This is a genomic window from Paraburkholderia phenazinium, from assembly GCF_900100735.1.
Taxonomy (GTDB): domain Bacteria; phylum Pseudomonadota; class Gammaproteobacteria; order Burkholderiales; family Burkholderiaceae; genus Paraburkholderia; species Paraburkholderia phenazinia.
The window spans coordinates 251643-275984 of the sequence record NZ_FNCJ01000007.1; the positions used below are offsets into that span (position 1 = coordinate 251643).

The 24342-nt window shown below is 65.2% G+C and carries 18 protein-coding genes; 14 read left to right on the forward strand and 4 right to left on the reverse strand.

Annotation, left to right across the window (positions count from 1 at the left end):
• Positions 1-15: 15 nt before the first annotated feature.
• Positions 16-390 carry a hypothetical protein gene (locus BLQ92_RS18145; RefSeq protein WP_244106396.1) on the forward strand — a complete coding sequence of 125 codons (375 nt, stop codon included), beginning with the start codon at positions 16-18 and terminating at the stop codon, positions 388-390.
• Between the two features lie 156 nt (positions 391-546).
• Here BLQ92_RS18145 and BLQ92_RS18150 read toward each other — a convergent pair whose 3' ends face one another.
• Positions 547-708 (reverse strand): DUF1328 family protein, encoded by a 162-nt coding sequence (locus BLQ92_RS18150; RefSeq protein WP_074265082.1) that lies wholly within the window; start codon positions 706-708, stop codon positions 547-549.
• 280 nt (positions 709-988) lie between these two features.
• Between BLQ92_RS18150 and BLQ92_RS18155 the strand changes: the two genes are divergently transcribed.
• Positions 989-2428, forward strand: coding sequence for a hypothetical protein (locus BLQ92_RS18155; protein ID WP_090685909.1), 1440 nt, complete (start codon positions 989-991; stop codon positions 2426-2428).
• Between the two features lie 8 nt (positions 2429-2436).
• Here the strand turns inward: BLQ92_RS18155 and BLQ92_RS18160 are convergent, their stop codons facing one another.
• On the reverse strand, positions 2437-3861 hold the full coding sequence (locus tag BLQ92_RS18160) for a sensor domain-containing diguanylate cyclase (RefSeq protein WP_176860769.1): 1425 nt from the start codon (positions 3859-3861) through the stop codon (positions 2437-2439).
• A gap of 133 nt (positions 3862-3994) precedes the next feature.
• On the opposite strand from BLQ92_RS18160, the gene BLQ92_RS40060 reads away from it, so the two are divergent.
• From BLQ92_RS40060 to BLQ92_RS18205, 9 genes are all read left to right on the forward strand, one after another.
• Complete coding sequence (locus tag BLQ92_RS40060; protein WP_175772748.1) at positions 3995-4243, forward strand: hypothetical protein; 249 nt, start codon at positions 3995-3997, stop codon at positions 4241-4243.
• A 693-nt stretch (positions 4244-4936) separates the two neighbouring features.
• Positions 4937-7771: a polysaccharide deacetylase family protein gene (locus BLQ92_RS18170; RefSeq protein ID WP_090685912.1), complete on the forward strand. Its 2835-nt coding sequence runs from the start codon at positions 4937-4939 to the stop codon at positions 7769-7771.
• Positions 7761-11720: a tetratricopeptide repeat protein gene (locus tag BLQ92_RS18175; protein WP_090685913.1), complete on the forward strand. Its 3960-nt coding sequence runs from the start codon at positions 7761-7763 to the stop codon at positions 11718-11720. The genes BLQ92_RS18170 and BLQ92_RS18175 overlap by 11 nt, the downstream gene beginning before the upstream one ends.
• A 118-nt stretch (positions 11721-11838) precedes the next feature.
• Positions 11839-12390 carry a penicillin-binding protein activator LpoB gene (locus BLQ92_RS18180; RefSeq protein ID WP_090685914.1) on the forward strand — a complete coding sequence of 184 codons (552 nt, stop codon included), beginning with the start codon at positions 11839-11841 and terminating at the stop codon, positions 12388-12390.
• A 55-nt stretch (positions 12391-12445) separates the two neighbouring features.
• On the forward strand, positions 12446-13939 hold the full coding sequence (locus BLQ92_RS18185; RefSeq protein ID WP_175772747.1) for a PelD GGDEF domain-containing protein: 1494 nt from the start codon (positions 12446-12448) through the stop codon (positions 13937-13939).
• Positions 13932-14945: a hypothetical protein gene (locus BLQ92_RS18190; protein WP_090685915.1), complete on the forward strand. Its 1014-nt coding sequence runs from the start codon at positions 13932-13934 to the stop codon at positions 14943-14945. The genes BLQ92_RS18185 and BLQ92_RS18190 overlap by 8 nt, the downstream gene beginning before the upstream one ends.
• Complete coding sequence (gene pelF / locus BLQ92_RS18195) at positions 14942-16570, forward strand: GT4 family glycosyltransferase PelF (protein ID WP_090685916.1); 1629 nt, start codon at positions 14942-14944, stop codon at positions 16568-16570. Before BLQ92_RS18190 ends, pelF begins: the two co-directional genes overlap by 4 nt.
• Entirely contained in the window at positions 16570-17943 is a 1374-nt protein-coding gene (gene pelG / locus BLQ92_RS18200; protein ID WP_090685917.1) for an exopolysaccharide Pel transporter PelG, read from the forward strand. The genes pelF and pelG overlap by 1 nt, the downstream gene beginning before the upstream one ends.
• A 21-nt stretch (positions 17944-17964) precedes the next feature.
• Entirely contained in the window at positions 17965-18894 is a 930-nt protein-coding gene (locus BLQ92_RS18205; RefSeq protein WP_090685998.1) for an endo alpha-1,4 polygalactosaminidase, read from the forward strand.
• A 9-nt stretch (positions 18895-18903) separates the two neighbouring features.
• Here the strand turns inward: BLQ92_RS18205 and BLQ92_RS18210 are convergent, their stop codons facing one another.
• The gene (locus BLQ92_RS18210) at positions 18904-19554 is read right to left on the reverse strand and encodes a LysE/ArgO family amino acid transporter (protein ID WP_090685918.1); all 651 of its coding nucleotides are present in this window, start codon (positions 19552-19554) and stop codon (positions 18904-18906) included.
• Between the two features lie 98 nt (positions 19555-19652).
• On the opposite strand from BLQ92_RS18210, the gene BLQ92_RS18215 reads away from it, so the two are divergent.
• A complete protein-coding gene (locus BLQ92_RS18215; protein ID WP_090685919.1) occupies positions 19653-20546 on the forward strand; it encodes a LysR family transcriptional regulator ArgP in 894 nt (297 codons plus the stop codon).
• A 52-nt stretch (positions 20547-20598) separates the two neighbouring features.
• Here the strand turns inward: BLQ92_RS18215 and BLQ92_RS18220 are convergent, their stop codons facing one another.
• Positions 20599-21549 carry a LysR substrate-binding domain-containing protein gene (locus BLQ92_RS18220; RefSeq protein WP_090685920.1) on the reverse strand — a complete coding sequence of 317 codons (951 nt, stop codon included), beginning with the start codon at positions 21547-21549 and terminating at the stop codon, positions 20599-20601.
• A gap of 119 nt (positions 21550-21668) precedes the next feature.
• Between BLQ92_RS18220 and BLQ92_RS18225 the strand changes: the two genes are divergently transcribed.
• Both BLQ92_RS18225 and BLQ92_RS18230 read left to right on the forward strand, forming a co-directional pair.
• Positions 21669-22841, forward strand: coding sequence for a M20 aminoacylase family protein (locus BLQ92_RS18225; RefSeq protein ID WP_090685921.1), 1173 nt, complete (start codon positions 21669-21671; stop codon positions 22839-22841).
• 56 nt (positions 22842-22897) lie between these two features.
• A complete protein-coding gene (locus tag BLQ92_RS18230; protein WP_090685922.1) occupies positions 22898-24319 on the forward strand; it encodes an MFS transporter in 1422 nt (473 codons plus the stop codon).
• Positions 24320-24342 lie beyond the last annotated feature (23 nt).

Sequence of the window (24342 nt, forward strand, 5' to 3'; positions counted from 1 at the left end):
TCCATGCGCGATCCCTTGAATAAACTCGCAGAAGGACAGAAGAAACAGATGGTGCGCCCAAGACCGGGGATGATGTTCCGAGGCATGCTCAAGGTCGTGTTAATCGCGATTGCGGCGAGCCAGATCCTGACCACCGCATTCACATTGTTGGCACACCAGATCGATCCGGCGCTCTCGCCGGAGATTATCTCGGTGTTCGGCTTCGTGACCTGCGGCCTGGTATCGATGTGGTTGCAAGCCGACGCGCGCCGTGCGTTCGGCTTTGCCAAGGAGAAGGGCTTTGTCGCCGCCGCGCGCGACGGCCAGCCCGGACCGCGGATTGCGGCTGATTGTCCGCGGCGCTGGCTGGTCGTGCTGCATATCGAACTGAATCCTGCCGCGGCTGCTTAGCGAGTGCCCGGCATCGCTCTGACGAATGCCTTCGCCTCGCAGCGCCCGGGCCGCAACAATTGCAAAAGGGAGTGGCAACTATTGCAATGAGCGGCGGCCCTGAGGCGGTTTCTTTTGCCGTTGCCGCTCCGTTCATGGGACGCGGCTAACCTGGCTTCAGCGTCTGACCACCCCCATCAGCAAGGTCACGAGGAAGATCACGATAAAGATAAAGAACAGGACCTTGGCGATCTCAGCCGCGCCGGCGGCGATGCCACCGAAGCCGAACACCGCGGCGATGATGGCAATGATGAAGAAAATTGCAGCGTAGCGAAGCATGGGCGTCTCCTCGTTGGATGACTGGAATGACTGCAGCGGCTGTTAATGGGTCCGCGTTGCGCCGCTACGGCGCAGCGCCGTCGCTGCCGCCGTGCCTTTAACAGCAACTCGTGTGCCTGTCGACGCGGTCTGCCTTGCTGCGGCGCGACGCGGTTCGGCGCCTGAGCGCAATGCCGTGCGCTCGGACAAGGCCGCTCGAGTCGGTGTTGATCGAGCCGGTTACCTAAAGTAGTCAAGCTGGGTGCCGATATCCGATGAGTACCTTTCCGGATCTCGGCTCATGCTTTTTCGCAAACCCGTCGCAGCACTTGCGCTGCTCACCTCGCTCACAGCCACTACGGCCTTTGGCGTCGGCATGGATGCCGATGAGCCCACGCAGCCGGCGCCCGCTCTACAACAGCCGGCCCCGGGGGCAGTCAAAAGCGCTTTCGTGGCGCGTGTCCGGCTGCTGCTGACGCGGGTTGGCGTCGACCCGGACAGCGCGAACGGTAAAGCAATCCTCGCCTGGGCGGGTCCTCTGATAAACGATCCCGATTGGCTTGCGGTCTTTACCCAGCCCCATGGCGTGGGCAAAAATCCGTTCGATTTCAACAAACTCGCCTTGGCGCCGGCTGCGCGTCTGCAGGTGTTGAAGGATATTGCGATCCTCGCGCCCTCCATGCCTGCCAATTCGTTCAACGGTGGGCAACCGAGTGCGGCTCAGTACAGCGCATTTCTCAACGCACTTTCTCCCGAAGGTGTCAGTGCGTTGGAGAACCTGCTCGATGTGATGGTAAAGCAGCACGATACGATGGATCCGGCCGAGCACTACAGCACTGCCGAGTTGATTGAAATGGAAAGCGGCTTCGAGCAGGCGGCGGACGCGGCATGGACCAAACGGAAACTGGCAGTGCCCGCTGGTAAAGGCAGCGCGATCAATGGTCAAGACGTCGGACTCCTCGCTGATGTGATCGTCGGTCTTCCCGAGCCGTTACGAACCCGCGCGTCCTGGTCGTTCTTTCCGGTGGCGAAAGCGAGCGGGCAAGCCATGGGTTCGATCACGGCGGGTGTGCTTGCCGACCCCTATCCGTACCTCGCAGAAACCTTCGACGATCATTCGTTGCCTGCCGCGATGCGTGCACGGCTTCCTGCGGACGGTGCGCGGCCGCTGGCTTTCAAGCGCCTCGTCATTGAGGGCACCTGGGTCGAGGCGAAGCATCCGGATAGCCCGCATCCCTATCGGGCGGTTTACCTCAATCTCCATGACAATGGCGTCGTCGACGAGGCGTTTCAGCCGCTCGTGAATGGTGATGGCAAGCCGGGCACGGGCCCGGCCGACTTCAGCATGAGCTACGGTCTGGTGACCTTGCGTTCGCAGAGGGTAGGCTACGGGAAGGATCTGAAGCCGATTGCACAGGTGCTGGACAGCTCCACCGTCGAGATCGGCAGCCGGGTGCCGGCCGAGGGTGAGCAGGTTGAGTTTCCTGCCGAGCAGCCCTCCGCTGACGAGGTCAAAAGCGTGCGTTGTCTGGTGGGGAAGAAGCGGCCCGCTGCGGCGGTTTTCCCGATCCTGCGGGGCGACGCTGTCGATCTGAGCTGCACGCAGGTTGCCGAACACGGTGCGGATTCGCAGGAAAAAGCCGTGTGGCTGCTGGACTACGGCATTACGGTCGTGACCTCGTCCAGCGACGAATACGATAGCCGCTTCGATATCAAGAGCGTGTCGATCTCGCCGCGCTAGATTCGCAGTTAGTGGGCGTGGACTGAAGCTGAGGAAGCCGAAGAACCCAATGTATGTGGTAGCGGCGCCGGGTGCCAGACATTCACGCGATTGCGACCCGCTTCCTTGGCGCGGTACAGCGCCGCATCGGCGTGCGCGAGAAGTTCGGCGGCCGGGATCGGCTCATTGGGAGGAGAGGTCGCGACACCGATCGATACGCTCACGCTGCCCACCTCGGTGAACGGCGCGGCGACCCCGAGCCGTGCGACCGCTGCATGCAATCTATCGGCAATCCGCGCAGCCATCTCGCGCTCGCAATCCGGTAGCACGATTACGAACTCTTCGCCGCCGAAGCGGGCCACAAAGTCGTCGTTGCGCGGCAGATCGGCCTGCAATGCGCCGGCCACCGAGGCGAGGCATTCGTCGCCGTGCAGATGGCCGAACGTATCGTTAAAGCGCTTGAAGTGGTCGATGTCGACCATCAGGATCGATAGCGCGCGTTGCGCCATGTTGGCCTGGGCGAGCGCCACCGGGTAGCGCTCCTCGAAGTAGCGCCGGTTGAAAATGCCGGTCAGGCCGTCGCGCGACGCGTATTCGGCAAGCCTCGCATTGGCTGCATGCAGCTCGCGGTAAAGATGGCTGATCTCCCAGATCAGCACACCGAGCACGGTGCTCGACGCCAGCACCGATTCGAGCCGCGCGACATACCAGCCTACGCTGTAGCGCTCGTTCGCCACCAGCGTCACGATCACGTCGCCGAAGCCGGCGAACAGCGCCACGCCGAGCCACAGTTCGAGCAGGGTTCGCAAGCGCGTGGTGTTCACCAGATAGAGCAGCGCGCCGGCGCTCAACACCACGATGCCGATGCCCGACGGGCTATGCCGCAGCCGCTGGTAGGACTGGCTGTCGACGAGCTGGGGCAGCGCCACGGCGCCGTGAATGGCCAGCGTGCATAGCAGCAGCGACAGACACACCGGGCCGCCCACCAGCACGAAACCGGCAAGGCGGAGTTTGGCGCGCGGCAGCGGGTTGGGGAAACGTTGCCGCACGTACAGCGCAGCGAGGATCAGCACGGGCGAGCCGCCATGCCAGAAGGCCCAGATCCAGACCGCGCTTTGCGGCCCGGCACCGAGCAGGCCGGTCGGCGAAAACACGCCGGGGAACACCAGCAACTGGATCGCCACCGTCACCGCGGTGTAGCCATACGCGCCCGCCAGCGCGCCGAGAAACGGCCCACGGGTGATCAGGAATTGCGTCCACAGCAGATAGGCGGTGAGGCCTTCAGTGGTGAACACCGCCATCGCAAACAACGGCAGGAAGGCCGCCACTTTGGGCGCGGCGAGACTGGCCACCGGCAGCACCGCCAGCACCACGCACAGGATCAAACCTGCCACGCCACAGGCCGCAATGCGATGGTGGCGGCTGACCGCCAGACTCATGATGCTGCTGTTCATGCGGCGCTTGACTGGATGGGTAAGAGAAGTGTTGAAAGGCATGTGAAAGGCTTTCGGGAGGCCTAACGAAACATACCCAAGGCGCATTCTATCGGCAGGATTGCGGTTTGGGCGCGGCTTATAGACTGCATGGGTGGATTTTGCCGTCGACTGTTGGGCGATTGCCGCAAGTGCAACGCGCCTGCCTGCCGAGATCCAGGCGCGGCGCGTGGGCGCCGGGGTGACAGCAACACTGCTGGCGCAGCATGGCATCCAGGTGTTCGCGCCGTCGCGGATCGAGAGGCTGGCCGCGGCCCTTGCGCATGACGAAGGTACGGCAGTTGGTGCAGCAGTCGGCACGGCAGAGGACGCAGCAGAGGACGCCCCAGGCGCCGCTGCCTGAGATCGCCCCCGTTACGGCGCAGCAATTGCGCCGGCAGGCCAATTTAAATGACTGGGAAATGACGGCGAAATGGGCTGGTTTGGTCGTGCGGATATTCCCGCGTAAAAGAATAATTAACGTCTTGCGAAGTCTTTTGCGATAACGTTTGCGCGCTTTCTTAACAGCAAGCGAATGAATCGACCGTGCGGTACCCAACGCACGCATTCGAATGTTAAATATAGTCAAATCAATGTCAGAAATGTTAGATCGACTCGCTTCGGGAAAACGTTTGCGTTGACCCATTTCTCCCGATTTATCTCATAACGCGCTGTCAACCCTTTGATATAGTTGAGATTGACTGATGGCTTTTCGAAAAAATAACAATTCATAAATTCGCCGGACGCGATAGAATGCGCGCCGATTCACTATGCCGGTTTGTGCGTTGTGCACTACGATCAATCCCGTCAGTAGCAGCGCGAATCTGACCACTTGTTTTTCCCGTATTTAGGGAAGCTTGCCGGTAAATGTCGGTGGCGTTTGAAGTCGGATCGGTAGATTTGGCCTGATTTGTAAGGCCGTGTATCGCCGGTTGCCAATAAAACATCCAAAGCGATCATAAGAAATCAGATGCGAATGAGGATTGCGCCGATATACGGCGTGCGAGTGGGGCCCCTGGGGGTGGCGCTGCTCGCGAGGCGAGTTGCAAGGCGCGCGATGAACGAGGGGTGGGCCCGTTTTAACAGCCCGCGCCGCGTGAAGCCGTCACCGGACCGCACACTGTGGACACGTGCGGCGCGTTGTTGCACGCCTGTGCTGGCGGCGCTCGCCGTCCTCGGGGCGGCCGCGCCGTGGCAGGGCGCTCACGCAGCCGATGCGCCCTCGAGTGTGGCCGCAGGGGCCGCCCATGCGCCGCAGCCGAATCTCGCCTTCTTCTACGCGGCCAACCCGCCAGTCGATCTGCTGCAGGCCTTCGATGCGGTGGTGCTCGATCCCGCACGCGGCTTCGACCCGGCGGCGCATCCGCTGGCGCATACCGTCTGGCTGGCCCGCATGCGTCCCGCCGACCCCGCCGCCACGCCTGAGCAGGTCGTCCAGTCGGTCGAGCCGTTGTGGGCGCGCGGCTACCGCGGCTTCCTGCTCGACACGCCGCCGGCGATTGCCGCAGCCGAGGCAATTCGCGCCGCGCATCCCGAGGCGCGCCTCGTGATCGCCGGGCCCAACGCGCTGCAGGCCGCCGCGCCGCACGCGAAAGCGCTCTACGCGGTGGTGGGCGACTCGCTCGTGCGCGGCCTCAACGACACCGGCAGCTCGCCGGTCGAGGTGCCGGAGGCGGCCCGTGCGAGCCGCCTCGCCGCAGCGCGCAGCTTCACGCAGCAGACCGGCGTGCCGGTCGTCTCGCTCGAATATTGCCCGCGCACCGATCGCGACTGCGCCCGCAACACGGCGGCCCAGGTGCTCGCGAGCGGTGGTGCGGCTGGGGGCGGGCCCGCAGTTACCCCCGCAGTGATTCCCTACGTGACCAGCGTTGCCCGCGATATCGTCGGCGTGGGGGCGATCGAAGTCCTGCCACGCAAGATTCTCGTCGTGCAGGACCGCGACATCAAAGATCCGCTCGATGCGAGCATCGGGGTGCGCAACCTCGCTACGCCGCTCAACTACCTCGGCTACGACGTCGAATACGCCGACTTCTCCAAACCGTTGCCGGCCAACATCACGCCGGACCGCTATGCCGGCGTGGTCGCCTGGCTGCAGGGTAATGCCTTGCCCGAGCCGCAGGCCTGGCAGCGCTGGGTCGCCGCGCGCATCGTCGACCATGTGCCCGTGGTGTTCCTCGGTCAGTTCGGCTTCGATCCGACCGGCGCGATCGGCGATGCGCTCGATCTGCAGGCCGTGCCGGGCACGATGGCCGCGCCGGTGAACGTGATCGCCCGCGATCCGATGATCGGCTTCGAGATCGATCCACGGCCCGATCCACGCGACCTGCTCGGCTTGCGGGTCGGCGTGAAGAGCCACGCGTTGCTGCGCGTGTCGGCCAACGGCGCGCTCATCGACCCGGTTGCGCTCACGCCCTGGGGCGGCTATGCGCTGGATCCGTACACCTCGGTGTCGCTCGACGGCATCGGTCAGCAACGCTGGGCGATCGAGCCGCTCAAGTTCCTTAGCGCCGCGCTGCGTCTGCCAGGCATGCCGTCGCCGAGCGTCACCACCGAAAACGGCCGGCGTCTGCTGATGACCCATGTCGACGGCGACGGCTTCGCCTCGCGCGCCGAGTTCCCCGGTCCCGACTATTCGGGCGAAGCGCTGTACGAGCAGATCTTCACGCGCTACAAGATTCCGATGACGCTCTCGGTGATCGAAGGGGAGGTCGGGCCGACGGGGCTGTATCCGAAGATCTCGCCGCGGCTCGAGGAGATTGCCCGCAAGATGTTCGCGCTGCCGTATGTGGAGATCGGCACGCACACCTATTCGCATCCGTTCCAGTGGGAAGACGTCGACAGCAGCGGCGCGAGGGTGGACCGCGGCGGCGGCGATGCGGCGTTCTCGCTCAACATTCCAGGCTACAAGTTCAATATCGACCGCGAAGTGAGCGGTTCGATCGACTACATCAACTCGCGCCTCGCGCCCCCCGGCAAGAAGACCGTCGTGCTGCAATGGTCCGGCGACTGCCAGCCGCCAGGCATCGTGGTGCGTAAGGTGTACGAAGCAGGCGTCTACAACTTCAACGGTGGCGACACCGTCATCACGAAGTCCGCGCCGAGCTGGACCCATATCGCGCCGATCGGCGTCGACAAGGGGCCGGGCGCCTATCAGGTGTACGCGCCGAACCAGGACGAGAACGTTTATACGAACGACTGGCAAGGCCCGTTCTATGGCTTCACGCGCGTGCTCGAAACCTTCGACATGACCGAGCGGCCGCGCCGCTTCAAGCCGATCGATATCTACTACCACATGTATAGCGGCACCAAGGTGGCGTCGCTGCGGGCGCTCGACCAGATTTACTCGACTGTGCTGACGCAACCGGTTCTGCCGGTGCATGTGACCGACTACATCCGCAAGGTGCTCGACTGGCGCTCGTTTGCGGTGGCGCGCGAAGTGGGCAGCCGCGCTGGCTGGGTGGTGCGCGGCAACGGCGAAGTGCGCGAGCTGCACTGGCCGGGCACGAATGCGCCGCTGCTCGACGGGGCGTCCGGCGTAACCGGTTACGCCGCCGGCCCGGACGGCACCTATATCCATATCGATGGCGGTGCCGCGCGTTTTGCTTTCGGCGCCAATGGTGCTGGTTGCGGTGGTGCGCGCGCTCTGCCGTACATCGCCGAGGCCAATGGTTTCGTGCGCAACTTCCGCTCCACGGCCAACGGCATGAGCTTCGAGTTCGGCGGTTACTACCAGCCGTTCGTCACGCTGGCCAACGCGCAAACCTGCAGTGCGAGCGTCGACGGCAAGCCGGTGGCGGCGCGGCGCGACGGTGCGCTGCTGCGTTTCGACACCCCGGGTGTAGCGGCCCAGCAGGTCGTCTATCAACGCGTCGAGATCGCCTGTGGACACTAGCCGCCCGCGCATTGCCTCGCCCTGGCTGGTGCTGCTGCTCGCGGCCGTGGTGGTGCTGACCTTCTATGCGACCTATCCGCATGGCGGCCTGCGTGAACGGATGACCGCGGCAGCCGAGCCGAGCGACCTGAGTGCGGCCTATCTGGAAGCCTGGTTGCGCGTGCAGCCGGACAACGCCGAACTGCTCACCACGCTTGGCGCGCAGTACGCACAGCTAGGGCGTAACGACGACGCCGAGCGCATCGCTGAACGCATGGACGACCTGCATACCGATGCGCTGCATCGTGCCGCGACCATGTTGCGTCTGACGGTGGCCGAGCAGGAGGCGTTTGCGATTCCGGCCGCCGATCCGCGCCGGGTGGCGGCGCTCGCGAAGCTGCGCGTGCAGTTTGCCGCGGCGGCCGGCCTCGCCTGGGATAACACCGAGCTGGAGATTCTTGCCGCCCGTGCTGCCGCGATCGGCGCGCCGGAGTTGGCGGTGCAGTTGTACACGCGCCTCGCGGCTCAGGATCCGCAGGGACGCCAGCGCTGGAATGCCGAGGTGGCGAAGTATGGGCTGTGGGTCGGCCAATACCGTCGCGCCGCCGCTGCCTGGTTCCAGCAGCAGGCCGACGCAACGACGCGCGACGAGCAGCGCCGCTGCTTCATTGCGGGCATTCGGGCGCTGCAGTCGGGCAACTTGCTGGTCGAAGCGCTGCAGGCGGCCGACGAACACGTCGGTACGCTGGCCAACGACCGCGATACGCTGATCGTGCTGCTGAACCTGGCGCGTGCTGCGCAACGGCCGGATAAGGTCGATCAGTATGCGAAGGCGCTGATGAAATACACCAGCGTGCAGCCGCGCGAATCGCGTGGTGGGTTCGCGTTGGCGTCGCTGGTGTTGCGGGGAGGGCGGCAAGCTCAGCATGCACCTGAGGCTTATGCGTATATGGATGGCCCGCAAGGCGGCAGCGGCATGCGGCCTTGGGCAGCGGTGCGGGTGCTGAGGGCTGCGGTCAGTGTCGCGGCAAGCGGCAACCAGGCGAGTTCGAGCGCAGCGAGCGCCACCGCTGCGGCCTCCGCCGCTCCCGCCGACGTCGATGTCGCAAGCCTTGTCTACCAGTCGTTCCTCGAATCGAGCGACCTCGACAACGCGCAGAAGGTCGCCGCCGCGCAGGTCGCCAAGGACCCGCATTCGGCCGTGTGGCTCAAGCGTCTCGCCCAGGTGGCCGAATGGAACCGCGCGGCGCCGCTCGCGCTGCAGTCGTGGCTCGGCTATGCACAGGCGTCGAACGATCCGCTCGGCTGGAGCAACGTGCTGCGCCTCGCACCGATGCTGAACGACGACTCGGCCTATCTCGCCGGACTCGTGCATGCGTCGAACGCGTCGCCGGGCGACCTGAAGCTGGTCGACTCGGTGATCGCCACCTACGAGCGCCTCGGCCGCCCGGACGACGGCATTGCCTTCCTGCAGGCGCATGTGCGCGACCCAGGCAGCCACGCGATCGACGAACGCATGGCGATCCTTGCCGAGCGCGCCGGTCACGACGATCAGGCGCTCGCCATCTGGCGCAAGCTCCAGGCAAGCGAGCCCGGCAACACGACGTACGCGCTGCACGCGGCGAGCATCCTGTATCGCCAGAGCAAGTACGCCGAGGCGCTTGCCGCGCTGGAGCAATCCCGTGCCGGCGCGCGCGACGAGGACGTGCTGTTCTGGCGCAACGAAGCGCAGCTTGCGCGCCTGCTGCAACAGGACAAGGTGGCGAACGACGCCTACAAGCATCTGCTCGCAAGCGGCGCAGAAACGCCCGAAGACCTGAGCGCGATGACGTACTTCTACGACGCGTATCCGCTCGACGCCGGCCGCACCGCGCAGTTGCAGTACGAGCGCGACCACACGCCGCGCGCGCTGCAGGTCGCGATCTATTACTACACCGACGCGCAGGCGCTGGACCGCATCGCTGCCTTGCTCGATAGCCTGACGCCCGAGCAGCGCGCCGCGGCCGAGCAGTCGTCGGGCTTTCTTGCCGTGCGCGCCGAGTACTACCGGCAGACCGGCCGGCCGCTCGACGCTCTGCACGATCTGGAGCGCGCCGTGGATCTGCCCGGCGCCACGCCGGAGGTGCGTGCGGCGCTGATCTGGACGCTGGTCGACTACGGCAGCGACGCCGAGTTGCGCAAGGTGCTGGCGCGCTGGCGCGACGATGCGGCGCAGAACAGCATGCTATGGGGTCCGTTCGCTGCGGCGGAACTGCGCAGGAACCGGCCGGTCGCGGCGCTCCAGTATCTGCGCCTGCAGTCGGCGCTGATGTCGCGCGACCCGCTCTGGTTGCTGACGCTGGCCGACGCGCAGGAAATGGCCGGACGGCCCGATCTCGCCTGGTCGTTGCGCCGCAAGGTGTGGCGCCAGATCGAACTCGACGAGCAGGCGGTGCGGACCGGCAACGGCGGCGCCCAGGCGGCGCTCAAGCGGCGCGTCTCGCAGGATGCCGAAACGCGCGAGCAGTTGCGTGGCCGGCGTGTCTCGCTGGCCGCGATTTTTGCCGACGCCGATGTGTCCCGAGGACTGCTTGACGATCTGCTGAAGCACGATGGCGGCCGCGCCGGCAACGTGGATAACGCCGCGGTGCGCCGCACGCTGCTCGGCGATGCGCCGGGCCTGCCGCCCTCACCACCCGCGCCCGCCGTCAAGGCGCCGGACGATGGGCGCCTCAAGTCCGCGGTGGCGAAGGATGTCGCTGTGGCATGGGCCTTGTCGCACGAGGCCAATCCGCTCGCCAAGCGCTGGCTCGCCGAGCAGTACCTCAACCGGCTCGCGCAACCGGCCGACTCGCAGCTCGCGATCGCGCTGGCCGAGGGCGACACCGCAAGCATGGAGCGTCTCGTCGACAAGGAGGGCGCGCGCCTGCCGCTGTACGGCCGCATCGACGCAACCATCGCGCTCGACCGGCCGGGCGAGGCCGAGCAACTGGCCTTCAATGGCCTCGACGGCGCGCCGGAAGACACCGAACTGCATACGCGTCTCACCGAGACGGCACTCGGCTGGCCGCAGTCGCTCGGCACCACGGTGGACGATTACGTCGAACATCCGCTCGATTACGTCGAGCAGACCGTAAGCGGCAGCATGAAGGTGGCGGACCACTACATGATCGGCGTGACCGGCACGCAACGTTACCAATGGTCGGCCAATCAGACGCTACTGGTGAACGTGCCGGGTGTGGACCGCGCGCTCGATTTCTTCCTCCGCCGGCAAACGCTCGATACCGCGTTACAGGTGACAGGCGGCCGGCGCGAAGGGCTCGACAGCTTCTATACGCTCGATGTCGCGGGCGAGCTCGGCCGCAACTCCAGCTTCACCCTGACGGGCAGCGCCGGCCGCGACCAGACCGCGACCGAGTCGCAGGCGCTGCTGGTGGGCGGCATGAAGGACAACCTGATCGGCGGCTTCAACTGGCGCATGACGCCGCGCATCTACGCGTCGGGCACGGTCGAGGCGGACCGCTTCTACAGCCAGGCGCGCGATTACCTGGGCAGCGGCGTGCTGTCCTCGGGCGAACTCGGCTACAAGATCCGCACCGACTATCCGGACTTCACCGTGCGGCTCGCCGGGGCGCGCGGCGAATACGGCGCGAGCGGGGCTGCCGACGCGCTGATCTCGCGTCTCTCGCCGCTGAGCGCCGGCCCGACCAGCGCCGCCACCTTCATGCCGCAGACCTATGCGCAGTACGGCCTGTTCTTCGGCTTCGGCAACGACCTGCTCGATCAGTACACGCATCGCTGGCGGCCGTTCCTCGATGTCGGCATCGTGCATAACTCGTTGCAGGGGTGGGGGCCGCAGGTCAGCGTGGGGGTGGCCGGCAGTGTGTTCGGCGGCGACCATGCGGCGCTGTACCTGGAGCATGAAAGCGTGTCGCAGGTCGGCTCGGCGCCGATCACGGTGATCGGCGCGCGGTATCGATGGTTCTACTGATAGAGCGAAGCGGCTGCGCCTGGACCGTGTGGCGCATTCGGCAAGACCGCCTGGATGCTCCCGGTGCTTGCGGCAGGGCAGCCGGAATACATATCGACGTTATCTGAGGAGTGCTTCAATGAATGGATTCAAGGGCGGTAAGCGTCTGGCTTGGTGGGGTATGGCGGCGGTGGCCGCGTCGGTGCTGTTGGCGGGCTGCGGGACGCTCAAGCAAACCGCTGCGCCGACGCTTGGCGCAGGCGACACGGTGGCCGTGGGGTCGATCGCGAACTATACGGAAACGCCGTCGGCCGGCAGCAGCGCGGCCTCGATCGCGGCCAGCGTGCTGCGTGCGAACGGCTTGAAGGACGTGCGCTTCGCGCCTGTCGAGGCCGGTTCGAGCGCGCTGTTCGACACCGCCCAGCGTGAAGGCTCGGAGCAGAAGCTCGAATGGGCGCAGTCGCAGCAGGTCAAGTACATCCTGACCGGTGCGGTCGAGGAGTGGCGTTACAAGACCGGCGTCGACGGCGAGCCGGTGGTCGGTCTCACGCTCGAGCTGATCGACGTGGAGTCGGGCCACGTGGTCTGGAGCGCGACGGGCGCACGCAGCGGCTGGAGCCGTTCGAGCCTGTCGAGCGTGGCGGCTTCGCTGATCGGCAGCGTGCTGGCGCCGCTCGCGCCGCGCCATTGAGCCTGTCTGCCGTAGCTCGTTGCTTTGCATTCCGCCATGTCATAAGGAAAGGGCCGTGAATACCGCTGCCATGCCACCTGCTTCTGCTGCCGCGAAGACGCGCACCTCCAACCCGTTCGGCAACCTGGGGCGCGTGCGTCGTTTCGTGATGCCGGCCGTGACGCGGCCGTTCGCCATTGTCGAGACGGTCGTGCTGATTGCGGCCGTGGTCGGCATTAGCTGGCTGGCGGACCATCGCGATCCCTTGCTGCTGCATGCAGGCTTTCCGTGGTTGTGGTTCGCGCCCTTGATCGTGGCGCTGCGCTACGGCACCTTGCCAGGTTTGCTGGCAGGCGCGATGCTGCTTGGCGCGTGGAAGCTGTTTTATCCGGCTACCGACCCCTGGCCGGTGATGGTGTTTGTCGGCGGCCTGCTGCAGACCGTGATTGCGGGCCACTTCGGCGATACCTGGGGCCATCGCGCCGCCCGCGCTTCGACCATCAACGACTATCTGAACGACCGGCTGGTGGCGATCACCAACAGCCACTATCTGATGCGCCTGTCGCACGAGCGGCTCGAGAAGGATCTGCTGTCGAAGCCGACCACGCTGCGCGATTCGATTACCGAGCTGCGCCGCCTGTCGGTGACGCCGGACGAGCTGGGGCAGAACGCTGCGGCAGCGAGTGCAGGCTCGGCCCACGCCGCAAACAACAGCGGACCTGCGGAAAACACCGAACAAGCCGGCCAACCTGGGGCAAGCGCTGCACCGCTGCGCGCGTTGCCAGGCGCGCACGGCCTGCTCGAATTCGTCGCCCAGGTCTGCCAGATCGAAGTTGCGGCGCTGTACCCGGTGCGTAACGGCCGGCTCGGCAGCGAGGCCGCCGCGCGAGTGGGCGACGACTTCGAACTGGCGCCCAATGATGAATTGGTCACGCACGCCATCCGCACCATGAGCGTCGCGCATCTGAAAACCGAGGACATCCCGGCCGCGCAATCGCAGTACCTGGTATGCGCGCCGCTGGTGAGCGCCGACGGCCAGTTGCTGGCGATGCTCGTCATCAAGCGCATGCCGTTCCTCTCGCTGAACTTCGACAACCTGCAACTGCTGCTGGTGCTGCTCGGCTACTACGCGGACGGCGTGGAGCATGCGAGCCTGGTGGAGGGGATTCTCGCGGCCGTGCCTGGTTGTCCATACGACTTCGCGCTCGACCTCGGACGCCTCACACGCCTGCAGCGCGACGCGGGCATCGCCTCGTCGATGGTGGCGCTGGCGTTCCCACGCGACGAAGCTGGCGACTCGCTGTTCGAACACGTGATCCGCCGCCGCCGTGCGCTCGACCTGATGTGGCCGGTGCAAACCGTCTCGCAGTCGGTACTCGTGAACCTGATGCCGGCCACCGACACGACCGGCATCGACGGTTACCTGGCGCGCATCGAAACCAGCCTCTCGGCCCAGTTCAATCTGGATCTGGAAAGCGCGCGCATCGGCGTGCATACGCTGCACCTGGGCGCGATGGAGCCGGGCCCGGCGCTGCATCGTCTTCTGAAGCGAAGCGGCCTCGATGTCTAAGCCCATCTCCGCCATCGTCAGCGTACCGCTGTTCGCCGGCTATGTGCTGGTCGAGTACCTGACGTATCTGAGTGTCGTGCACACGCCGCCAGGCGTCGATCCGCTGCTGGCCGGCTTCACGGTGCAAGCGCTGGTGGCGCTCGTGCAGGCGCTGCTGTTGCGGCAACTGCTGCCTTTGCGCTACCGCGAGCCGCGCCTGTGGACGCTTCTGCTGCTGTGGGTGCTGTGCACCTTCGTGCCGCTTGGCGGTGGACTGGTGTTACTGGCGAGCTGTATCTGGGCCGCGTGGTTTCCGGGCGTGCGGGAAAACAATCTGCTCGCCGACGTGCCGCGTCCCGAGTTCGTCACCTATCTGGTGTCGCGGGTCTCGCACGGCGGCGGCGCCCGTTTGCAGGCGCGCCTGGTCAACACCCAGGTATCGTCCACCGACCGCCTGACCGCACTCGTCGCGATCCAGAGCATGCCGACCCGCACGACAGGCACCTTGCTGCGCGACCTGCTGGCCGACCCGATCGAGGACGTGCGCCTGATCGCCTACGGCACGCTCGACCAGGCCGAGAACGAGATCATGCAAAAGATCTTCACCACCGGCAAAGCGCTCGAACAGGCCCAGGAAGACAACGAGCGCCACGCGATTAACCGGCGCCTCGCCGAACTGTATTTCGAACTGGTCTATCAGAACCTCGTGCAGGGCGCGGTGTACCTCCATACGCTCGAGCAGGCCGACCGCTATGCCCGCGCGGCGCTCGCCACCGACGAGAAGGATGCGGCGCTGTGGCTGATCCGTGGACGCCTCGCGCTTGCCGAAGGGCGGCCCGATGAAGCGGGGCAGTATATGGAACGCGCCCTTGAACTGGGCTTTCCGCGCGAACGGCTGATTCCCTGGCTTGCCGAAGTCGCGTTCCTGCGCGGCGAGTACGGCCAGACCGGCCAGTTGCTCGCGACGCTCGGCAACGCGGCTGCGCTGCCAACGCTCAAACCCACTGTGACTTACTGGTCGTCATGAAAGAGTCCTTGATGCGGCGCGCCGCCGATGCCGATGTCTGCCTGCTGCTGGAAGGCACCTTTCCGTTCGTGCGCGGCGGGGTGTCGAGCTGGGTCAATGAGATGCTGCGCGCTTATCCGGAGAAGCGCTTTGCGATTGTCTTCATCGGCAGCCGCGAAGAGGACTATAACGGCGCGGCCTACGCCTTGCCCGACAACGTCGTGCATCTGGAAACCCACTATCTCTACGAGGCGGCGCCGGCCGATTCGCGCCGGCCGCGCGAGCTCGAAGGCGATGCAGCGGCGTTCGCCAGATCGGCCGAGCTGCACGCGGCGTTGCGCGATACGCGCGGCGCCGACGTGGGCGCGCTGATGGCCGAGATGGTGCCGACCCTCGGCGAGCAAGGCACGCTCAACGAGGCGCAGTTTCTGGCGAGCCGCCAGTCATGGGAGTTCATCGTCCAGCAGTACGAAAGGTACTGTACCGACCCGTCGTTTACGGACTACTTCTGGACCGTGCGGATCATGCACAAGCCGCTGTGGCAGCTGGCGAACGTGGCCGAGAAGCTGATCCCGGCACGCGTCTATCACACGGTTTCGACAGGCTATGCAGGCTTTCTGGGCGCGCTGCTGCACTACCGCACCGGGCGCCCGCTGCTGATCTCCGAGCACGGCATCTATACCAAAGAGCGCAAGATCGACCTGCTGCAGAGCCAGTGGATTCGCGACAACCGCGGCGCGTTCGAGCGCGACATCTCGCGCATCAGTTATTTCCGCGAGTTGTGGGTGCGCTTTTTCGAGGCGATCGGCAAGCTCGCCTACGACGCCGCCGACGAAATCGTCGCGCTGTATGAAGCGAACCGCCAGCGCCAGGTCGCCGACGGCGCTGCCGCCGAGCGCACCCGCAGCATTCCGAATGGGGTGGACGTCGACGGCCTCGCGCCGCTCGTCGAGCAACGCGTGGCGGGGCCGCACCGGGTGGTGGCGCTGATCGGCCGGGTGGTGCCGATCAAGGACATCAAGACCTTTATCCGCGCCATGTTTGTCGCTTCGCGCAGCATGCCCGATATCGAAGGCTGGATCATCGGACCGGAAGAAGAGGATCCGGCTTATGCGCTCGAATGCCGCGCGCTGGTGGAGAGCCTGGGTCTTGCCGGCAATGTGAAATTCCTCGGCTTTCAGCGCATCGACGCGGTGCTGCCGAAAATCGACGTGATTGCGCTGACTTCGATCAGCGAGGCCTTGCCGCTCGTCGTGCTGGAGGGCTTCGCGGCCGGCATCCCCTCTATTACGACGGACGTCGGCTCCTGCCGCCAGCTGATCGAGGGTTTCAGCGAGGAGGATCGTGCTTTGGGGCGCGCCGGCGCGGTGGTGCAGATCGCCAATCCGGCGGCCTTCGCGCAGGCCGTGGTGGCGCTGCTGAACGACGACGAGCGCTGGCTCGCGGCGCAAGCTGCCGGCCTCGCACGGGTGCGCCGCTACTACACCAAGGCGCAGATGACCGGCAGCTACCGTACCTTGTACGACCAGCTCGCCGCCGCGCCGGACGTCAGGCGCGGGGCGCGCAATCCTGCCTCGGGCGGCTGCCCGGTGCAGCACGGCGCGCCGGCGGATCAACGCGCCGCTCAAAGCGGGGAGACACGTTAATGGCCGGGATTGGTTTCGAACTGCGCAAGATCCTCAAGCACGAGACGCTGTTCGGCGTGGCGCGTGCTTACGCCTATGCCGGTCTGATCAGCTCGGGGCCGCTGATCCTGTCGATCTTCGGCATCCTGATCATCGGCATCATGAGTCTTGCCTTCGTGATCCCGAAGTACGCGATCGTCCAGTTTCAGGTCTCGGTGACCTATCTGATCTCCCTGAGCCTCGTCCTGACCGGACCGCTGCAACTGTCGTTCACGCGCTTCATCTCCGACCGTCTGTTCGAAAAGCGCGACGATCTGGTGCTGTCGAACTACAACGGGGTCGTGCTGGTCAGTACGATCGCGTCCGGGGTGCTCGCGTTTGTCGCGATGCTGCTGTGGTTTCGCAGCACGCCGCTGGCGTACCGCGTGCTCATGGTGGCGGGCTTCGTGGTGGTCAGCAACATCTGGATCGGCGTGATTTTTCTCTCCAGCGTCAAGCAGTACCGGCAAATCCTGTTCGTGTTCCTGATCGGCTACGGCTGCACGGTGGCGTTCGCCTTGCTGCTGAACCGGCATGGCATCGTCGGGCTGCTGGGCGGCTTCGTCGCAGGGCATCTCGTGCTGCTGGGCGGACTCTCGGGGCTGATTTACCGCAACTACCGCAGCGGCCGGCTGATCTCGTTCGAGGTGTTCAACAAGCGTTTCGCCTATCCGACGCTGGCGCTGGTGGGCCTGTTCTTCAATCTGGGCGTCTGGCTCGACAAGCTGATGTTCTGGTACGCGCCCGGCACCGGCTCGCCGACCATCGGACCGCTGCATGCCTCGGTGATCTACGATATCCCGGTGTTTATTGCTTACGTGTGCGTGATGCCCGGCATGGCAACGTTTCTGGTGCGGATCGAGGCGGATTTCGTCGAGTATTACGACGCCTTCTACGACGCCGTGCGCAGCGGCGCGACGCTGCGCCATATCCAGGACATGCGCGACATGATGGTGGGCAGCGTGCGCGCCGGTCTCTATGAAATCATCAAGATTCAGGCGGTCGTGCTGTTGCTGATCGTCGCGTTCGGACAAAACGTGCTGCAGGCGCTGCATATTTCGACGCTCTATATGCCGCTTCTGACGGTCGACGTGATCGCCGCGAGCCTGCAGGTGGTGCTGCTGGGCTTGCTGAACGTGTTTTTCTACCTTGACGCGCGCCGCACGGTGCTCAAGCTGTGCATCGCGTTCGTGGCGCTCAATGGGCTCTTGACGTGGATCACGCTGCAAATGAGCCCGAACGCCTACGGTTACGGCTTTGCGCTGGCGCTGCTGATTCTGGTGGTCGGCGCAGTGCTGACGCTGGATCGCAAGTTCGCCAAGCTCGAATACGAAACCTACATGCTGCATAACTGATAAGGCGAGATGCGAATGTTCATGACGCGGACTCTTTGCCGCTTTGCCGCCTGGGTGGCGTGTTTCGGCACGGCCGCGGGCCTCACGCCGCTTGCCCAGGCTCAGGCGGGGGCCGGTGCCGGTGCGGCCAGTAACGCCGCGCGTGCGGCCGCGGCTTCGCTGCCTTCGGTGGCGTTCTTCTATGGCGAGCAGGTGCCGGTCGAGGCGCTGTCCGCCTTCGATGCGGTGGTGGTCGAACCGGATAGCGGCTTCGATCCGGCGGCGCAACAGGGCGGGCGCACCGCGTGGTTTGCGTACGTGAGCGTCGGCGAAGTGACGCCGCAGCGGCAGTATTACGCGGCCATGCCGAAAGAATGGCTGGCCGGTCACAACGCCGCGTGGCAGTCGAAGGTGGTCGATCAGGATGCCCCCGGCTGGCCGGCGTTTTACGTCAAGCAGGTGATTGCACCGCTGTGGCACAAAGGCTATCGCGGCTTCTTTCTCGATACGCTCGATTCGTACCAGTTGATCGCCAGGACCGATGTGGCGCGGCAGCGCCAGCAGGCGGGACTGGTTGCGGTGATCCGCGCCATCAAGGCGCGTTATCCGCAGGCAAAGTTGATGTTCAACCGTGGCTTCGAGATCTTGCCGCAGGTGCACGATCTGGTCTATGCGGTCGCCTTCGAATCGCTGTACAGCGGGTGGGACCAGGGCAAGCAGCGCTATACCCAGGTGCCGCCGGCCGATCGTAGCTGGCTGCTCGGGCAGGCGAAGATCATTCGCGAGCAGTACGCGTTGCCGGTGATCGCGATCGACTACTGCGCGCCTGGCGATGAGCAATGCGCGCACGAGACGGTGCAGAAGATCTGCAAGGACGGGCTCGTGCCGTATGTGGCGGACGGGGCGCTGCAGACGGTTGGAACAGGGCGCGCGGGGATCTGCGCTGACGAGGCCGGCGGCGTGCAGCCGTGAGTGCCCCGTCTATCGCAACTGCGTGACCGCAAGCAGCAGGATCATGCTGCCGATCGCGCCATCCAGCACGCGCCAGGCCATGGCGCGGCGAAACAGCGGAGCGAGCGCACGGGCGCCATAACCGAGTCCGACGAACCACACTGCGCTAACGGCCATCGCGCCGAGTGCGAAGGCGGCCCGGCCGCCGGCTGCCTCGCGGGCGCCGGCCGTGCCGATCAGCAGAAACGTGTCGAGATAGACGTGCGGGTTGAGCCAGGTGAAGGCGAGCGTCATCAGGACGATTGGCATCGCCCGTTGCGCGGACTGCACCGGTGCGCCGTTTGCGTTTGCCGAGGCCGGCTGGCCCGGCGCTTCCACCTCCATCGCCGCGTGGCCGGGCCGCACCGCGCGGCGCAACGCATTGATGCCGAACCACGCGAGGTAGGCGAGCCCCACGTACAGCATGGTATGGACGAACACCGGATAGCGTTCGACCAGCACTGAGGCGCCGCCGACGCCCGCGGCGATCAGGATAAAGTCCGACACCGTGCACAGCAGCACGATCTTGCCGACATGCGAGCGCATGATGCCCTGGCGCAGCACGAAGGCATTCTGCGCCCCGATGGTGACGATCAGCGACGCGCACAGCGCCGCTCCGTGGGAAAAAGCGAGCCAATCCATAAGCGATCCAGTAGACGGGTGAGACGAATTAGCGCTAGTCTGCGGTTTTGCCTCTCATAAGAGAAGCTAAATCAGTTAATGCCGATTAAGGAACGCTAATGCTCGACTATGCCTTGCTCGATGCGCTGGCCGCCGTGGTGCGCCACGGTTCGTTCGACCGGGCCGCGAGCGAACTGAACGTGACGCCCTCGGCGGTGTCGCAGCGCGTGAAGCTGCTGGAGGAGCGGGTGGGCAGCGTGCTCGTCAAGCGCGGGCAGCCGTGCGTGGCGACCACCTCCGGCGCGCTGCTGTGCCGGCATACCGAACGCGTGCAATTGCTCGAGTCCGAATTGACGGGACGCCTGCCGGCAATGCCGGGGGCATTGGTCGAGCCGTGGCCGACCTTGCGGGTCGCGGTCAATGACGACAGCGTCGGCACATGGTTCATCGACGCGGTCGCGGGGTTTTGCGTGGAGCGCGAGATGCTGCTCGATCTGGTGATCGACGATCAGGATCACACGGCGCAGCGGATTCGCGACGGCAGCGTGCAGGGCGCGGTGACGACGCAGGCCGAGCCGGTGCAGGGTTGCCGTTCGGTGCGGCTTGGGCGCATGCGTTATCTGGCGGTGTGCGCGCCGGATTTTTACGAGCGTTACTTCGCCGAGGGCGTCACGCGCGAGTCGTTGCGGCGCACGCCGTGTGTCGACTTCAATCCGAAGGACCAGTTGCAGAAGCGTTTCATGCGCCGGATCACGCGGGCGGAGGTCGATCCGCCGCTGCACTGGATTCCGCACGTCGCGGGCTTCCTGCGAGCCTGTGCGACGGGGATGGGGTGGGGTTTGTGCCCCGAACGGATGATCGCGGCGCAACTGGAGAGCGGCGAGCTGGTGGATATGGCGCCGGGCAAGCCGATTGACGTGGATCTGTACTGGCAGAGCTGGCGCCTGTCGATTGGCTGGCTGGACGACTTCGGCACGGTGTTGCGCAAGCGCGCGGCGGACCTTCTGGATTGAGACGAGCGATGCGTTGAGTTGGACCGAAGTGCAGGCTCAACACGCGCATGCGCTACAGCAGCAACTCGATCGAATGAAACAGCCTGCGCTGCTCGGCATCTTTCGAGCGCGCCCCTTCGTCGATCACTTCGCGCAGGCAATCGAGAAAGCACGCGGCAGCCGGGCTCGTCGGCGCGCCGCGCCGCGAGGTAATGCTGACGATGGTCTCATCCACGGTCTCGCGCAGCGGCAGCGCCCATAGATTCTCCTTCGCACTGCTGACCTCCACCAGCGGCCACGGAAAGATGCTCAGCATATCCGTATGCGCCAGCAAGCCCAGCACGATTGCCAGCGAATGCGCGAGGTGAATCGTATGCGGCACCTTCATGCCGCGTTGCCGGAACAGATTGTCTGAAATCGACTCGCGGCTTGCCGGATCCCAGTTCAGCACCCATTCGGCGTCTTCGAGTTCGAGCAAGGTCCGGCAGCCGGCCTTCGGATGATCGCGCCTTGCCACCACCGCCGAATGGGTCGAAAACAGCGGCACGTTGTGAAACTCCGATTGCGGCGAGGCAGGCGGCGGACGCCCGATCGAAAAGTCCAGACTGCCGTCGCGCAGACGTGGCTGCACGACAGCCAGCAGCCCTTCGAAGAACTCCAGTTGCACCTCCGGCATGCGCTGGCGGAAACGCTGCACCGTCAGCGGCAGGAAGGTCAGCGCAACCCACGGCGTGACGCCGATCGACAGCTTGCCAGCCGCCGCCCCGCGCAAGGCCTCGATTTCCGCCTCGGCCCGCTGCAGTTGCCCGAGCACCAGCCGGGCATGCACGACCAGCGCGCGGCCGAACTCGGTGAATGCCACGCCGCTCGCGCTGCGAATCACCAGCGGCGCCTGCAGGGCGGCTTCCAGTTCGCGCACCGCCTTGGTCACGGCGGCTGGCGAGAGCCCTAGCGTGCGCGCCGCTGCCCGGATACTGCCGGTATCCGCTATTGCCGCCAGGGTACTGAGTTGATGGAGTTTCATCTGATCTAAACAAGGGGAGGGTGGCAACCAGTGGTTGCCGCCGCAACGATTCTACGCCTGCCCGTCGAATATCGGCGTCGCTATCCTGCGTTCACGCATTCATTGACGGAGACAGCATCGTGAACACCATGGCCATTCCGGCGGGCATCGCCGATCTCGAAGAAGAAATGATCGCCCTGCGCCACCGGATCCACGCGCACCCTGAGCTAGCGTATGAGGAATTCGCCACCGCCGATCTGGTGGCCGAGCGTCTGCAGGAGTGGGGCTATACGGTGACGCGCGGGCTGGGGCAAACCGGCGTGGTCGGCCAGTTGAAAGTCGGCAACGGCACGAAGCGCCTCGGCTTGCGCGCCGATATGGATGCCTTGCCGATCCACGAGCAGACCGGCCTGCCGTATGCCAGCAAGATCCCCGGCAAGATGCACGCATGCGGCCACGACGGCCATACGGCGATGCTGCTCGCAGCGGCCAAGCACCTCGCCAGCACAAAGTCGTACGACGGCACCTTGAACCTGATTTTCCAGCCGGCCGAAGAAGGCCTGGCCGGTGCGAAGAAAATGCTCGAAGACGGCCTGTTCGACGCGTTCCCCTGCGACGCGGTGTTCGCCATGCACAACATGCCCGGCTACCCGACCGGCAAATTCGGCTTCCTGCCGGGCTCGTTCATGGCGTCGTCGGATACGGTGATCGTCAAGGTGACCGGACGCGGCGGCCACGGCGCGGTGCCGCACAAGGCAGTCGATCCGGTGGTCGTCTGTGCGCAGATCGTGCTGGCGTTGCAGACCATCGTCTCGCGCAATATCGCCCCGCTCGACATGGCGATCATTACCGTCGGTGCGATCCATGCCGGCGAAGCGCCGAACGTGATTCCCGAAACGGCCGAGATGCGCCTCTCGGTGCGCGCGTTGAAGCCCGAGGTTCGCGACTATCTGCAAACGCGCATCACCGAGGTGGTGCAGGGGCAGGCCGCCGTATACGGCGCGCAGGCCGAGGTCGATTATCAGCGGCGCTATCCGGTGCTCGTCAACGACACCGCCATGACCGGCTTCGCGCAGCAGGTGGCACGCGACTGGCTCGGCGAGGCCGGCCTGATTCCGAATATGCAGCCGCTTACCGGCAGCGAAGACTTCGCGTTCCTGCTCGAACGGTGCGCGGGCAGCTATCTGATCATCGGCAATGGCGACGGTGAGGGCGGCTGCATGGTGCACAACCCGGGCTACGACTTCAACGACGATTGCCTCGCGACGGGCGCCGCGTACTGGGTGCGCTTGACCGAGTCGTTTCTCGCTTGATGGCTTGATCGAGGGGTCGAGTTGCGCAGTAGCAGGACATATGGAAGGAGACACAAATGGACTATCCCACCGTACCGCACCCGCCAACTGGCGTACCAGAGCTGGCTCATGACGGCCGTGCAGACGATGCGCCCGCAACGGCGCCGTCCCATGGCCGCGTGAGCCACGCCAAAGCCATCGCTGCGATCACCCTCGGCAACGGCCTCGAGTTCTTCGATTTCACCGTCTATAGCTTCTTCGCCACCATCATCGGCAAGCTGTATTTCCCGGTCGAAGGGCAACTCGCGCAACTGATGCTGGCGGTCGGCACGTTTGGGGTGGGCTTCATCATGCGGCCGGTCGGTGGCGTGGTGCTCGGCGCGTATGCGGACCGGGCCGGCCGCAAGGCCGCGATGAGTCTCACGCTGTGGCTGATGACGCTCGGCTCGGCGATCATCGCCTTCGCACCCACCTATGCGGCGATCGGCGTGGCGGCGCCGCTGCTGATCATTCTCGCGCGGCTGATTCAGGGCTTTGCCCTGGGCGGCGAGGTTGGCGCCTCGACCTCGCTGCTGATGGAGTACGGCAGCGACAAGACGCGCGGTTTCTACGGTAGCTGGCAGTTCGTGAGCCAGGGCATGAACACCGTGTGCGGCTCGCTGCTCGGGGTCGCGCTGGCGGCCTGGCTGTCTACCGCCGCACTGGAAAGCTGGGGCTGGCGCGTGCCGTTCGTGATCGGCATGGCGATGGGGCCGATCGGCGTCTATATTCGTCGCCACCTCAAGGAAACCTTGCCAGGTGCGGCAGATAGCGAGGATGAAACCTCGCACGCGGGAAGCACGAACAGCCCGGCCGTTGAAGATGCCGCACCTGGTGTGGCCGCGCACGCGCAGCCGGCGCGCGAAATCTTTCGCTCGCACCTGGGCGCCATTACGACCGGTGTCGTGACGACGATCGGTGGCACGGCGGCGAACTATATCGTGTTGTTTTACCTGTCGACGTACGCGATCCGCATCCTCCATTTGCCGATGTCGCTCGCACTCTGGGCCTCGTGGGCCGCCGCCTTCGTCACCGTGATCCTGTCGCCGTTTGCTGGAGCGCTCTCCGACCGCGTCGGCCGCAAACGCGTGTTGTGGATCTCGCGAGTCTTGCTGATTGCCGTTGTTTATCCCGCGTTCATGCTGATCAATGCGCATCCGACGGTGCCCGTGTTGCTGGCGGTCGTCGCTGTGCTGGCAGTCTTGGTGACTTTCACCGCGGTGCCGAACATCGTGATGTTGCCGGAGATGTTCCCGCGCGAGATTCGCGCAACCGGGATGTCGATTGTGTACTGCCTCGGCGTGTCGATTTTCGGCGGCTTCGCGCAGTTCTTCGCGACGTGGCTGATCCAGTTGACGGGTAATACGCTCGCGCCCGCGTGGTATCTGATCGGCTGCGGGCTGGTGTCGTTGCTGCCGCTGCCGTTTATCCGCGAAACGGCGGGCAGGCCGATTGACTGAAGAGTAGGGCGCAAAGAACAAAG

Coding starts and splice junctions, on each gene's coding strand:
- BLQ92_RS18155 (WP_090685909.1), top strand. CDS start 989: ATGCTTTTTCGCAAACCCGTCGCAGCACTTGCGCTGCTCACCTCGCTC.
- BLQ92_RS18190 (WP_090685915.1), top strand. CDS start 13,932: ATGTCTAAGCCCATCTCCGCCATCGTCAGCGTACCGCTGTTCGCCGGC.
- BLQ92_RS18210 (WP_090685918.1), bottom strand. CDS start 19,554: ATGGATTGGCTCGCTTTTTCCCACGGAGCGGCGCTGTGCGCGTCGCTG.
- BLQ92_RS18170 (WP_090685912.1), top strand. CDS start 4,937: ATGAACGAGGGGTGGGCCCGTTTTAACAGCCCGCGCCGCGTGAAGCCG.
- BLQ92_RS18220 (WP_090685920.1), bottom strand. CDS start 21,549: ATGAAACTCCATCAACTCAGTACCCTGGCGGCAATAGCGGATACCGGC.
- pelF (WP_090685916.1), top strand. CDS start 14,942: ATGAAAGAGTCCTTGATGCGGCGCGCCGCCGATGCCGATGTCTGCCTG.
- BLQ92_RS18205 (WP_090685998.1), top strand. CDS start 17,965: ATGACGCGGACTCTTTGCCGCTTTGCCGCCTGGGTGGCGTGTTTCGGC.
- BLQ92_RS18150 (WP_074265082.1), bottom strand. CDS start 708: ATGCTTCGCTACGCTGCAATTTTCTTCATCATTGCCATCATCGCCGCG.
- pelG (WP_090685917.1), top strand. CDS start 16,570: ATGGCCGGGATTGGTTTCGAACTGCGCAAGATCCTCAAGCACGAGACG.
- BLQ92_RS18160 (WP_176860769.1), bottom strand. CDS start 3,861: ATGAACAGCAGCATCATGAGTCTGGCGGTCAGCCGCCACCATCGCATT.
- BLQ92_RS18215 (WP_090685919.1), top strand. CDS start 19,653: ATGCTCGACTATGCCTTGCTCGATGCGCTGGCCGCCGTGGTGCGCCAC.
- BLQ92_RS18180 (WP_090685914.1), top strand. CDS start 11,839: ATGAATGGATTCAAGGGCGGTAAGCGTCTGGCTTGGTGGGGTATGGCG.
- BLQ92_RS18230 (WP_090685922.1), top strand. CDS start 22,898: ATGGACTATCCCACCGTACCGCACCCGCCAACTGGCGTACCAGAGCTG.